This is a genomic window from Sulfuricella sp. (assembly GCF_035531155.1).
Classification (GTDB): Bacteria; Pseudomonadota; Gammaproteobacteria; order Burkholderiales; family Sulfuricellaceae; genus Sulfuricella.
Genome location: NZ_DATKTK010000042.1, coordinates 70,843 through 84,698 on the forward strand (window position 1 = coordinate 70,843; position 13,856 = coordinate 84,698).

General features: G+C 58.4%; 9 protein-coding genes. 5 read left to right on the forward strand and 4 right to left on the reverse strand.

What is annotated here, in order from left to right; genetic code table 11:
- The 4 genes from VMV64_RS08575 to VMV64_RS08590 form a co-directional block, all read right to left on the reverse strand.
- Entirely contained in the window at positions 1-942 is a 942-nt protein-coding gene (locus VMV64_RS08575; RefSeq protein ID WP_325329541.1) for a respiratory chain complex I subunit 1 family protein, read from the reverse strand.
- Positions 939-2,954, reverse strand: coding sequence for a hydrogenase 4 subunit B (hyfB, locus tag VMV64_RS08580; protein WP_325329542.1), 2,016 nt, complete (start codon positions 2,952-2,954; stop codon positions 939-941). Before hyfB ends, VMV64_RS08575 begins: the two co-directional genes overlap by 4 nt.
- 34 nt (positions 2,955-2,988) lie before the next feature.
- Positions 2,989-5,139: a SulP family inorganic anion transporter gene (locus VMV64_RS08585; protein WP_325329543.1), complete on the reverse strand. Its 2,151-nt coding sequence runs from the start codon at positions 5,137-5,139 to the stop codon at positions 2,989-2,991.
- 268 nt (positions 5,140-5,407) lie between these two features.
- Positions 5,408-5,644 (reverse strand): hypothetical protein, encoded by a 237-nt coding sequence (locus VMV64_RS08590; RefSeq protein WP_325329544.1) that lies wholly within the window; start codon positions 5,642-5,644, stop codon positions 5,408-5,410.
- Positions 5,645-5,869: 225 nt separating this feature from the next.
- Here VMV64_RS08590 and VMV64_RS08595 point away from each other — a divergent pair, with 225 nt between their 5' ends.
- From VMV64_RS08595 to VMV64_RS08615, 5 genes are all read left to right on the forward strand, one after another.
- A complete protein-coding gene (locus VMV64_RS08595; protein WP_325329545.1) occupies positions 5,870-7,375 on the forward strand; it encodes a sensor histidine kinase in 1,506 nt (501 codons plus the stop codon).
- A 21-nt stretch (positions 7,376-7,396) separates the two neighbouring features.
- Positions 7,397-8,770, forward strand: coding sequence for a sigma-54 dependent transcriptional regulator (locus tag VMV64_RS08600; protein ID WP_325329546.1), 1,374 nt, complete (start codon positions 7,397-7,399; stop codon positions 8,768-8,770).
- A gap of 78 nt (positions 8,771-8,848) precedes the next feature.
- Positions 8,849-10,642, forward strand: coding sequence for a SulP family inorganic anion transporter (locus VMV64_RS08605; protein WP_325329547.1), 1,794 nt, complete (start codon positions 8,849-8,851; stop codon positions 10,640-10,642).
- Positions 10,643-10,752: 110 nt separating this feature from the next.
- A complete protein-coding gene (locus VMV64_RS08610; protein WP_325329548.1) occupies positions 10,753-11,199 on the forward strand; it encodes a universal stress protein in 447 nt (148 codons plus the stop codon).
- 132 nt (positions 11,200-11,331) lie between these two features.
- Positions 11,332-13,779, forward strand: a complete 2,448-nt coding sequence (locus tag VMV64_RS08615; RefSeq protein WP_325329549.1) for a plasma-membrane proton-efflux P-type ATPase — start codon at positions 11,332-11,334, stop codon at positions 13,777-13,779.
- Positions 13,780-13,856: the final 77 nt, after the last annotated feature.

Here is a 13,856-nt window from a genome sequence, read left to right on the forward strand (position 1 = left end):
TCAGTTCCCGTGCAGGAAATGGACAAGCAGACCCAAAACGGCCAGCAGAAAGGCGGTGCCCATGAATTCCGGGACGCGGAAAATGCGCATCTTCGCGGAGACGGTTTCGAGCAGCGCGAGGCCGGCTCCCGCTGCGATTAGCTTCAGGAACAGAGCCGCCAGCGCAATGGGTAGCGCGCCCAAGTCGCCGGCCTCGGCGATGCCCCAGGGCAGGAACAGGGCAAAGCCAATGGTGGTGTAGGCAAGCAGCTTGAGTGCGCTGGCCCATTCGACCATGGCAAGGTGACGGGCCGAATATTCCAGGATCATGGCTTCGTGGATCATGGTCAGTTCGAGGTGGGTGGAGGGGTTGTCCACCGGGATGCGGGCGTTTTCGGCCAGCAACACCATGACAAAAGCGACGGCGGCGAAGGCCAGGCTAGGATGGATCACAAACTGTTTGTGCGCGAGAATCTCGACGATGGTGACCAGCGAGGTAGAGTGGCTGATTGCGGCGGCGGTGAAGAACACCATCAGCAGGGCCGGTTCGGCAAGGAAGCCGACCAGCATTTCGCGGCGTGCGCCAAGGGTGCCGAAGGAAGTGCCGATATCCATTGCCGCGAGCGAGATGAACACCCGCGCCAGCGCGAAGATGCCGACCAGGGCGATTACGTCCACCGCCGGGGAAAGCGGCAGATCCGTCGCGATGACAGGCACCAGGGAGGCCGCCAGCCACATGCTGGCGAACAGGATGTAGGGCGTGAAACGGAACAGCGGCGAGGCGTTATTCGCCAGCACCGCGTCTTTGTGGAACAGCTTGATCAGGTTGCGGTAGGGCTGCAGTACGCCGGCGCCGCTGCGGTTTTGCAGCCAGGCGCGGCACTGGTTGACCCAGCCCAGCAGTAAAGGGGCGATCAGCACCACCAGGGTGTCTTGAAAGAGTTGTAAAAGTATGCCGTTCATCGGATAAACGCCAGTAGCGCAAGCAGGGTGACAAAGCTGTACAGCAGATAGATATGGATGCGGCCATGTTGCAGCTTGCCGATCAGCGCGGAAAGATTCTCGGTGAGCCGGGCGATCGGCAGATAGCACCACTCCCACAGCAGGTCCCTGGTTTCGCCGCGGTAGTGGGGCTTCTTGTCGAACGGGCTGGGTAGTTCGCGGGTGATGCCGAAGAACAGTTCGAAAATCTGCCGGATCGGCTGGCCGAAACCCTCGGCAGTATCCTGCATACGCGCGGTCTGTTCGGGGTAGCCGCAATCCCAGGCCGGGCCGCGGCGCAGGCGGCCATGATAGAACTTTTTCACCACGAGCATGGTGGAAAGCACGCCGACGATGATGATCACAAACAAGACCAGCGGGCTGTAACTGGCGCGTTCCGGCAGGATCGGGGTGAGCCACATCCAGCCGGTCTGGGCGGCGCTCACGCCCAGAGTGTGACCGACCAGCAACTGGGTGACAAAATCGATGTGCAGGATGAAGAACACCGGAAATACCCCCAGCAGGATGCAGCCCAGGGCGAGCCAGGTCAGCCCGGCCCGCTCCCAGATGCCGACATCATGCGCCTGTTCGACCACTTTTTCCTCTCGTGGCTGGCCGAGAAAAATCACCCCATAGAACTTGACCATGACGTAGCCGGCGAGCGCTGCTGCCAGCGCGAGCGCGGCCGCAGCAATCGGAATCAGCATGTTGAGGTAGGGGTGAGGGAGTCCCGGGGACAGCAGGAATGCCTGCAGCAGCAGCCATTCGGAAACGAAGCCGTTGAGGGGCGGCAAGCCGGCGAGCGCGAGGGTGCCGACCAGCACCAGCAGCGCCAGTTTCGGCATGCGGTGGATGAGTCCCCCCAGTTTGCCCAGATTGCGTTCGCCGGTAGCGTGCAACACCGAGCCGGTGCCGAGAAACAGCAGCCCCTTCATGAATGCATGGTTGAGCGAATGGTACAGGGCGGCAGTCAGTGCCAGCGCCGCCAGTGCTTCTTTTTCGAAAGAGTGGAAGATGATGGCAAGGCCGATGCCGGCCAGAATGATGCCGATGTTCTCGATCGAGGAATAGGCGAGCAGGCGTTTCATGTCGGTCTGGACTGCGGCGAACAGCACGCCGAACAGTGCGGTGACGAGCCCCAGGGTCAATGCCAGCGCACCCCACCACCATAACTGCATGCCGAGCAGGTCGAAGCTGACGCGCAGGATGCCGTAAATCGCGGTTTTCAGCATGATGCCGCTCATCATCGCCGAAACCGGCGAGGGCGCGGCGGGGTGGGCCTCAGGTAGCCAGGCATGGAGCGGCAGAATGCCGGCCTTGGCGCCGAAGCCGAACAGCGCCAGCAGGAAAGTGACGCTGGCCCAGAAGGCGTTCAGGTGCGCCCCGCGCATGGTAGCGAAGGTGTAGTCGCCATGCCCGCCCTGCATCACGCCGAAGCACATCAGGATGGCGATTGCGCCGACATGGGCGATCAGCAGGTAGAGGAAGCCGGCGCGGCGGATTTCGGGGATGTTGTGGTCGGTGGTGACCAGGAAATAGGAGGATAGCGCCATGGTTTCCCAGGCCACCATGAACAGGTAAGCGTCGTCGGCGAGGAATACCAGCGCCATGCCGACGAGAAATACATGGTATTCGAAGCACAGCAGTCCGAGGGTGTTTCCCGGCATGCGGCGGAAATAGCCTGCCGAATAAAGCGAAATGCCGATACTGGTGGCACCGAGCAGCAACAGGAAAAATGCGGACAGAGAGTCCAGGCGCAGGTGGAAGGGCAGGTCGGGCAGGCCGAGCGGCAGTACCGCAACATTGGTGGAGCCGCCCAGGCTGCCCAATGCGGCAGCCGCCAGAACCAATGCGCCCAAGGCGCCGGCAGGGAAGATCCATTGCGTGATGGTGCGGGTGTTTTGCAGCAGCAGGCCCGCCAAGCCCAGCAGCAGCCAATAGACGATGACCCCTAGCGCGACGTCAATGGGCAGCAGGGTTGAAACTAATGTCACGAGGGGTTCTCCAGCATCTTATTATTGCCGCGTATTATAGCCAGGTTTTTACCCCATCGGTACCGCCGATGTGCTGTTTCATCAGACGGCATTGCGCATTGGGATCGGCCTCGAGCACTTCGGCGTAAATTGAATCCAGCGCCTTCTCTTCATCGGGAAAAACATTTTCCTGGCCGATGTAATCAAAGAGGCCGGAATGGCGCATGACGTCTATCACCTGTTTCTTCAGGCCGCTGAAAACCACCCGGATACCATTGGAGCGCAACCGTTCCACTACGTGGTGGATGACTTCATCACCCGAAGCGTCGAGTTGATTGATGCCATCCGACACGATCAGGAGGTGCTTGGCACAGGGGCTATTGGATACTGCTTCCAGTATGGTGTCTTCGAAATAGGGTACGTTGGCGAAATAGAGAGAACCATCATAGCGGATGGCGATGATGTATTCGCTGACCGGCAGGTTGTGCACTTTGGCGTCGCGCAGAGTGCCGTCGTGATAGCGGCCGAGGATGGCGACGCGCGGCGACATGGTACGGTAGAGGTAGAGGATGATGGCCAAGCCAGCGCCGACCATGATGCCGTTGTCGAGGTGAGGCGCGAAAGCCAGGGTGGCGACAAAAGTCACGGCCGAGGCGATGCCGTCGTGCTTGTGGGTGTGCCAGGCATGCTTGATTGCCCTGAAATTGATCAGGCCGATCACCGCCATCATGATCACTGCGGCTAAAACCGCCTGGGGCAGGTGATACAGCAGCGGGGTCAGGAACAGCAGGGTGATCAGCACGATTACCCCGGCAAACACCGAGGACATGCCGGTTCTGGCGCCGGCATTCAGGTTGACTGCCGAACGCGAGAATGAGCCACTGGCTGGAAAAGCCTGGCTGAAGCTGCCGACAATATTACCGATGCCCTGGCCGATCAGTTCCTGGTTCGGGTCGATACGATCCTTGGTTTTGGCGGCCATTGCCTTGGCGATGGAGATCGCCTCCATGAAGCCTACCAGGGAAATCACCAGCGCACCGGAAAACAGCGTGGACATCATGTCCCAGCTGAACTTGGGCAAGTCAAATCTGGGCAGGCCAGCGGGAATGGAACCCACCACCTCTCCGCCGCCGACCAGCTTGAGCTCGCCTTTACTTACTTTCTTGATGCGCCAGCGGTAGCCGTCGGATTTCTCACCCTGAGGCACCTGGCCGGCCAGGTAGAGTTTTGTAGATTGGCCATCAGTCGCGGGTGCTTGCTCGAATATGAACTTGCGCAGGGAGCGGGCGAGCTTGCGGTTTTCACCTTCCGTATCCTTGAGTTCCAGTTTGATCAGCTCGATTTCATAGTTGAGGGCGGCCGTGCGCTGGCTGCTCCCTTCGTGACTTTTTTGATGCTGTTTGAGTTCAACAGATTTGGCGCTGAGCTTGCTGTTCAGTTCGTCGATCTTGATTTCGGCCCGGGAAAAATCATTGGCGAGGGTCTTGACCTCGGTGTCCATGATCTCCTCGATCTTGCCCTCGCTGTTGTGCTCGAAGCCGATCGACCAGCTGACGATGGTGGTAAGCGCGACGGCGATCAATACGCCGGGCATTTTGGGCGCGAATTTTTTCAGCCCCCACATGATGGCGAAGGCAGAAATACCCATGACCAATGTTGGAATGTGGGTATCGCCGACCTGTTGCAGTACGCCCCAGATATCCTGAATAAAATGTTCGCTGCGACCCATTGATACCCCGAACAGCTTGTTGAGCTGGGACAGGCCGATGATGATGGCGGCGGCGTTGGTGAAGCCGACGATGACAGGGTGGGAAAGAAAATTCACCACCACCCCGAGTTTGAACACTCCCAGGGTGAGCTGGATGATGCCGACCATCAGTGCCATCAGGATCGCCAGCGCGATGAACTGGCTGGAGCCGGAGGCGGCCAGCGGAGCAAGAGCGGATGCTGTCAGTAGTGAGACCACCGCAACCGGGCCAGTGGCCAGTTGCGCTGACGAGCCCCACAGAGCGGCGATGATGCCGGGCAGGAAAGCTGCGTAAAGTCCGTAGTAGGCAGGCAGGCCGGCGAGTTGGGCGTAGGCCATGGACTGGGGAATCAGCACCAGGGCAACGGTGATGCCGGCGATCAGGTCGGCCTTGATGTTGTTCCCGCGCAACGGGAACCAGTTTAAAAAGGGTAGGAAGCGTTTTATTTGCATTTGCATTTATTGTTACCCAAAAAACAGTTTGCCGCCATCAAAAAACAAAAAAAACACCCTGCGGCACCGGGGCTACCCGCCAAGGAGATGGCCCGTCCGCAGTAAAACTTCACATCCAATTGGTTCGATGGGGCGTATCGCGATCTGCAACAACCCCGCCGGCTGACTGAAGCCGGTGAGTTCGTTACATTTGTCAGTCTTTTCGGAGCCGGCGCCTAAACCCCTGGATCCGAATTTCAGTGGATTATCGAAACTGAAATCTACAGAGTGGGTCTTAAAACACCGGGATTGCAGGGGGCTGCGCCGTTGTTTCAGCGCCTTTTTCTTTTGCGGGTATGCTGGGGTTCTCCTGAAGTATTTGTTTGACTGCATCCAGATCGCCAGCCTCGGCATAGGCTATGGCGGCGAACAGGTTTTTTAGTTGGTTAATTATACTGTGCATGATTGGGCTCCTTCTGTTCTGCAATGTTTGTCGTTTTTCATGCTTTAAACAAAGCATTATCTGTTCCATGCCCGCATTGTTTAATTAACCTAATGATTATTAAATATTTGTTAGGTTGTTTGCAGATTCTTGGGAATGCATTCCTTTGTTACAATTAGTAATACACGGTTTGCTACAGATGACTTTCCGGTGGATTTTCCTTTGTAGATAAATGGCTTTGCGTTTTTTATCGGCTGTTACATTGGTGGCTCCGATTGTTGCTAAATGCAACAATCGGAGCTACCATAGAAACCCATGAAGCTACAATCCTCGCTGCGGCAAAAAATCACGATGGGCTACTTGGGTTATTACGCCATGGCCCTGCTGATCATTGCGCTGTCCCTGTTCACTTATATCGAGCTACGCTTGATCGAGCAGAAAATCAAACTGGGGGGGCGCGTCACCGAATTGTTCGACGCGACGCTCGAAATTCGGCGCTTCGAGAAAAACTATTTTCTCTACCGGCAGGACGCCGATTGGCAGGAGGGGAACCGCTACGCGACCAAGGTGGTGGAGCTGCTTGAAACCAATGCCGCGGATTTTTCCGTGTTGACCTCGGCACCGCACATTGCCGGGTTGCTCAACGATGTGCGGGCATACCGTGCCCTGATGGCTGAGTATGGGCGAAGAGGTTTGGCTGATGACCGCCAGAAGGTTTTGCTGGAAGCGCAGGTCAGGAGGGTGGGCAAGGATGTCGTGACCATTGCCGAGGGGATGGCAGATGCCGAGCGGCGCATGATCCGCGAATCGCTGGATCGGTTTCGCGCTACGCTGGTGGTTTCCATTGTGCTGATTTCCCTGTTGATGGTTGCCATCGGCTGGATGCTGTCGCGCCTGGTGGTGCGTCCCCTGAGGCATATGGATCGCTGCGTCGAGGCGGTTTCGAGTGGCCGGCTGGACAGGCTGGTCGTGCCTTCCGGGGATAGGGAAATTATTTCGATCACCCAGGCGTTCAATCACATGATCGGCGAGCTTGAGCTGCGCCAGAAAAGGCTGCTGCGCTCGGAGAAGCTCGCCTCGCTCGGCACCATGCTGGCTGGCGTGGCGCATGAGTTGAACAACCCGCTGTCGAATATTTCCCTGTCCTGCCAGATACTGCTGGAGGAGGTCGGCGATTGCGACCCGGCACTGGGCAAGGAACTGCTGGAGCAGATCGACGAGCAGACGGAGCGGGCGCGGAAGATTGTGCGAGCGTTGCTGGATTTCGCGCGGGACAAGCCGGTCAAGCGGGAAAAGGTAGCGCTGGCGGCCTTGTTCGAAGAGGTCTTGCTGTTTCTCAAGGGCGAAACGCCGTCTGGCGTTAACATCATCACCGAAATCCCCGATGAAATTGTGCTTCAGGCGGATCGGCGAAGGCTGGAGCAGGCGTTTCTGAATTTGATCAAGAATGCACTGGAGGCGACCGGCGAATCGGGTGAGATTCACATCGGGGCAGCCATGCATAGTCTGACCAAAAAGAACTTCGTGGCCGGGCAAGAGCGCGACACCCGCTTTCTCGGCAAGTGTGATCCGGGATTGGAAGCCATCGACATTGAGATTCGCGATAGCGGCCCGGGTATTCCGGCCGACGTCCTGCCGCGTATCTTTGACCCCTTTTTTACCACCAAGGACGTGGGGCGGGGAATGGGGCTCGGCCTGTTCATCGTCTATGAAATTGTTGAGGAATACAACGGTTGCATTTCGGTGGATAGTGAACCCGGGCGCGGTACGGTGTTCCATATCCGGCTGCCGCTGGAACCTGCTGACGGGCCGCAGCAATAAGATTATTGAAGAGAATGGAACATGATGCAAAGTAAGGGAAAGTTGTTGATCGTCGATGACGAGAAGATTGCACTGAAAAACCTTGTCCATGTCCTGAAAAAGGATGGTTATGACGTGACCAGCGCCCAGAGCGGCACAGCGGCTCTGGCATTGGTCGAGAGCCAGTTTTTCGACGTGGTGCTGACCGACCTCAAGATGGAAAAAGTAGACGGCATGCAGGTACTGAAGAAGTGCCACGAGCGCAGTCCGGATATCGAGGTGATCGTGATTACCGGTTACGCGACGCCGGAATCGGCGGTGGAAGCCATGAAGCAGGGCGCGTTCTATTACATCGCCAAGCCGTTCCGTCTTGAGGAGGTGCGTCAGGTGGTCGGCGAGGCGATCGAGAAGGTTCGCCTGAAACGGGAAAATTGTCAGCTGCGCGAGCAGATCGAAAGCTATGAGGGCAGGGTCAAGATCATCACCCAGGATTCGCACATGCGGAGGCTGCTGGAGATGGCCAGGCAGGTGGCGCCGACCGACTGCAACGTGCTGATCACCGGCGAGTCCGGCACCGGCAAGGAACTGTTCGCGCGCTATCTTCACTACAACAGCGCTCGGGCGGACGGGCCGTTCCTGGCGGTGAACTGCGGTGCGTTCAGCGAGCAGTTGCTGTCGAATGAGCTGTTCGGCCATGAAAAAGGCGCATTCACCGGAGCGCTGACGCTGAAGAAAGGGCTGATCGAGTCGGCGGAGGGGGGTACGCTGTTCCTTGATGAGATCACTGAGATGTCGTCGGCGATGCAAGTCAAGCTGTTGCGCGTGATCCAGGAGCGCGAGGTGTTGCGTCTGGGTGGTACCTCTCCGGTAAAAACGGACGCCCGCTACATCGCCGCCACCAACCGGGACATGCGTGAGGTGACCAAGGACGGGTCATTCCGTCAGGACCTGTTTTTCCGCCTCAATGTGGTGAACCTGCATATTCCCCCCCTATGCGAACGTAGCGGCGACGTGGCGCTGCTCAGCGTCTTCTTCCTGAAAAAATTCGCCACCCTGATGAGAAAGGAAGTCACCGAAATTTCGCCGGATGCGATCGCCATACTGGAAAGCCACGACTTCCCCGGCAATGTGCGTGAACTCGAAAACATTATCGAGCGTGGGGTTGCGATCAACACCGGTCATGTCATCCAGGTGGCTCACCTACCCGACAATTTGCGGGAATTGAGCGCGCGCTCATTCAAGAAAAAGGAGGGGCGCATTCCCTCCCTTGAGGAGCAGGAGAAGGCTTATATCCGTTGGGTGCTGAACGAGGCGGGCGGAAATCAGACCTCTGCCGCTCAGATGCTCGGCATCAACCGCGTGTCGCTGTGGCGCAAGCTGAAAGTTTATGAAATGGAAGAGGGAAACGGTTCTTGATGCCAGGGCGTGAATTAGGTAGAATATGATGCAAATTAGAACAATTGTGTTTAAATTTGCATCGTATTAGGATGTGCATTGAAGGATATTCTCGCCTGTAATCTCTGGCTCTATAAGGTTTTCCCCTTCTTGCGCTGGTGGCCGATGGTGAACGCGCAGACTACCCGCGCCGATCTGGTCGCCGGGCTGTCCGGCGCGATCATCGTGCTGCCCCAAGGCGTGGCATTCGCCACTATCGCCGGGTTACCGCCGGAATACGGTCTCTACGCTGCGATGGTGCCGGCTATTATCGGCGCGCTGTTCGGCTCCAGCTGGCACTTGGTGTCAGGGCCGACTACCGCGATTTCCATCGTGATATTTGCTTCGGTCAGCCCGCTCGCCGAGCCGGGCAGTGCGCAGTTCATCAGCCTGGTGCTGACCCTGACTTTCCTTACTGGCGTGTTCCAGCTCATCATGGGGCTGGCGCGCATGGGCGTGCTGGTCAACTTCATTTCCCATACCGTGGTGATCGGCTTCACCGCCGGGGCGGCGGTGCTGATTGCCGCCAGCCAAATCAAGAATTTCTTCGGCATCGATATCCCGCGCGGCTCGCACTTTTACGAGATCATCCGCCAGTTCGTGCTGCAAATCGGCGACATCAACCCTTATGTCACTTCGATTGCCGCGGCGACATTGGTATCCGGCATCCTGGTGAAAAAGTTTTTCCCGAAAATCCCTTACATGATCGCGGCGATGCTGGTCGGCAGCCTGTTCGCGCTAGTGCTGAACCGGCTGTTCGGCAACGATGTTACCCACATCCGCACCGTCGGCGCGCTGCCTGCCCATTTGCCGCCGTTCTCCGTGCCCGACCTTTCCCTGGCGACAATCAAGAAAATGTCCTCCAGCGCCCTGGCGATCACCATGCTGGCGCTGACCGAGGCGGTCTCGATCGCCCGTTCCGTGGCGGTACGCTCGGAGCAGCGCATCGACGGCAACCAGGAATTCATCGGCCAGGGCTTGTCGAATATTTTCGGCAGCTTCTTTTCCGGTTACGCATCGAGCGGCTCGTTCAACCGCAGCGGCCTGAATTACGCAGCCGGTGCGCAAACACCTCTGGCTGCGGTCTTTTCCGCGCTGTTCCTCGCCGCCACCCTGCTGCTGGTGGCACCACTTGCCGCCTACCTGCCGATTCCGGCGATGGCGGCGATATTGTTCCTGGTAGCATGGGGTTTGATCGATTTTCACCACATCCACTCCATTTCCCATGCCAGCCGGTCGGAAACGATTGTGCTGTTCACCACGCTGCTGTCGACACTGTTCGTCGAGCTCGAGTTCGCCATCTACGTCGGGGTGATGCTGTCGCTGATGCTTTATCTTGCCCGCACCTCCCAGCCCGCCGTCGTCCCGGTGGTGCCCGCCGGCGAAGAAGGGTCCTATCATTTCGAGGACGCCAAGGGTCGTGTGGAATGTCCGCAGTTCCGCATGGTGCGCATCAACGGCTCGATCTTCTTCGGTGCGGTTGACCACGTCCAGAGTCGATTGCAGCAGATCGACGAGATCAATCCGCAGCAGAAGAGCGTGCTGATCGTCGGTAGCGGCATCAATTTCGTGGATGTCGCCGGTGCCGAAATGCTGGCGCAGGAGGCCAAGCGGCGCAGGAAAATGGGCGGCGGCCTGTATTTTTACCGGCTCAAGGACTCTGTCTACAAATTCCTCAAGCAGGGTCAATACCTTAAGGATATCGGAGAAGGCGCCTTTTTTCCGGCCAAATCGAACGTGACCATGGCGATTTTTAACACCCTCGACCCGGAGATTTGCCGCAATTGCCAGGCCAGAATTTTCGATGAGTGCAAAACCGCACTACCCGGCGGCGAGCCACGATCCGGTCTATAGTGATGTTTTGTTCAAGTAAAAAATCAATCGAGTCTGCCCCTTCATTTTATGAGGATGAGAAGTAAGATTCTTTAGTTGTCGGCTTCGGCGAAATATTTTGAGGAGGCGCAATGTTCAAACGTATCTTAGTGGCAGTGGATGGCAGCCACACTGCCGAGCTGGCCTTGCAGGAAGCAATCAAGCTGGCCAAGGAACTCCAGGCACGACTGCGGATCGTGCATGTGGTCGATGTCGTTAACATCAACCTCGGTGCGGAGTTCCCCAATCCATCCGAAATTTCGGATGCCATGACCAAGAGTGGACAGGAAATCCTCCGCAAGGCTGGAGCTGTGGCGAGCGAAGCCGGGATTTCGGTCGAAACCCAGCTGATCGAAATCAGCACCATGGGCCACCGCATCCCGGAAGTGATCGCGGCAGACGCCGAAGCCTGGCCGGCGGACCTTATTGTGATCTGTACGCATGGCCGTCGGGGGCTGAGCCACCTGTTCCTGGGTAGCGTCGCCGAGGGTATGGTGCGCGTCGCCACGAAACCGGTGCTGCTGATCCGGGGGAAATGACCGCTGCGTGTCGGCCAGGGGCCGGCATTGGCGCCCCTGGTTGCGCCGATCGCCGCTTACGGTGCCTTTGCACTGTTGTCGTTCACCGAATAAACGACCACAAAGAAATCTGGAGCCGAGTCCCCGCGAGCGATGCCAGCAACTACCAAGACATCTGACATCGCGTCCGCGTCTGTTCCCGCCACGCTCGCTGCGCTTAATGTGATCCCCGAAGCAGGTCTCGCGCACTCTGAGGTGGACACCCGTCGGAAGGCGCACGGCTACAACGAAGTGGCCGAACAAAAACCCCACCCGGCACTCATGTTTATCGGCAAGTTCTGGGGCGTATCGGCGTGGATGCTCGAACTGATTATGGTTTTGTCGGTCATCCTCGGTAAATACTCGGACCTCGCAGTGGTGAGCGCGCTGCTGGTTGTCAATGCCGTGTTGAGCTTCATGCAGGAGCGCCGGGCCGCCGGCGTCGTCGAAACGTTGCGGCGACGGTTGCAGGTCAGTGCACGCGTGTTGCGCGAGGCGACCTGGCAGGTCATTCCCGCCCGGGACCTGGTCCCCGGCGACATCATCCGCGTGCGCCCCGGCGACATCATCCCGGCGGATGTGAAGCTCCTCACCGGAGCACTGAGCATTGACCAATCCGCCCTCACCGGCGAGTCGAAGGACGCGGACAAGGTGCCCTCCGGAGTGCTCTCGTCGGGATCAGTCGTCCGCCGAGGTGAAGGCAATGGTGTGGTCATCCTGACCGGGGCGAAGACCTACTTTGGCCGCACCACGGAACTGGTGCAGGAGGCGCGTCCGAAACTTCACATCGAAGCGGTGGTAGCCAAGGTGGTTCACTGGCTGTTCGTCATAGTCGGCGCGTTACTCGGCGTGGTGATCGTTTTGTCGCTAATCCGCGGCGTGCCGCTTATCGAGATGGTCCCGCTTATGCTTGTCCTGTTGATGAGCGCGGTGCCGGTCGCTCTGCCCGTCATGTTCACGGTCAGCATGGCCGTCGGGGCCAAGGAACTGGCGAAACGCGGCGTGCTGATCACGCGACTCAGCGCCGCGGAGGATGCTGCGACGATGGACGTGCTCTGCGTGGATAAGACGGGCACGATTACGATGAACCAGCTGGCCGTCACCGGCGTGATTCCACTGGAGCACGCAACAGAATCCGACGTATTGTTTGCCGCCGCACTCGCATCTCAAGAGTCCAACCAGGACCCGATTGACCTGGCATTCCTTGCCGCCGCGAAAGAGCGGCACGTCTTTGCTAACTCACCTGTGGTCACGCCCATCTCCTTTGCGCCGTTTGATGCAGAAAATCGACGGACTGAAGCAGTGGTTGAACAGAACGGCCAGCGGCTACGCGTGATGAAAGGCGCCGTGCGGACCGTCGCTGAAGCCTGCGGGCTCCAGCCCCCGGCGATCGAGGCGTTGGAGGCGCGGGTCAGCGAATCGGCACTGAAGGGATATCGGACACTGGCGGTGGCGCGAGGCTATGAGGCGGACACACCCGCATTGGTCGGATTGGTGACCTTGTTTGACCCGCCTCGACCGGACGCCAGGCAACTCATCGCTGCACTTCACGGCCTCGGCGTTTCGGTGAAGATGCTCACCGGTGACGCGCTGGCGGTCGCGAGTGAAATCGCGCAAGGAGTGGGGCTGTCCAACATCCAGCGCGTGTCGGATCTGAAGGCCGCGAGCGCACAGTCCTGCAACGAGGCGGTTGACTTGTTGGCGGGTGTCGATGGTTTCGCCGAAGTCTATCCGGAGGACAAATATATCGTGGTGCAGCACCTGCAGGCCGCGGGGCATGTAACCGGCATGACGGGAGACGGCGTCAACGATGCGCCTGCGCTGCGCCAGGCCGAAGTGGGAATCGCCGTCAGCACCGCGACCGACGTTGCCAAGGGTGCCGCGAGTGTGGTCCTGACCGAACCGGGACTGACCAACATCGTGGCATTGGTCGAGCAGGGACGAACTATCTACCAGCGCATTCTGACCTGGATCATCAACAAGATCAGCCGGACGATCCTGAAGGCTACCTTCGTGGCCATTGCCTTCGTGGCGACCGGCAAGTTCGTCGTCTCCGCCTTTGCGATGCTGCTGCTGGTATTTTTGACGGACTTTGCGAAGATCGCCCTTGCCACCGACCATGTTCGACCGTCCAATAAACCGGAGACGTGGAATATCGGGGGCTTCATCATGGTGTCCGTGGTGCTGGGCGTCGCGATGGTCGCGGAGGCGCTCTTCCTGTTATGGATAGGCTGGTCGCGTTTTGGTTTGGCGACCAACAACAATACCCTCTACACCTTCAGCTTCCTGACGCTGCTTTATTTTGCCGTGTTCTCCATCGTGTCCGCGCGGGAGCGCCGCTGGTTCTGGACGACGATGCCCAGCAAAATACTCGTGGCTGCCCTCATGGCGGATGTACTCACGGGTACCGTCCTGACGTTCGCGGGTCTCCCGGGACTCATGCCATTGCCTTGGTGGCAGATGCTGGGAATTTTTGTGTATGCGATGGTATCGTGCCTTATCGTGAACGACGCCGTGAAGGTTGCGATGATCAAATGGCGTGTTCCTGCGGCGGTAGCCTAGGGGGCTTTCCATCGATGCGGATAAGATAATTAGGCGCCGCCGCATTGAACCTGCTGCTGCCCATTTACCGCTCCCTA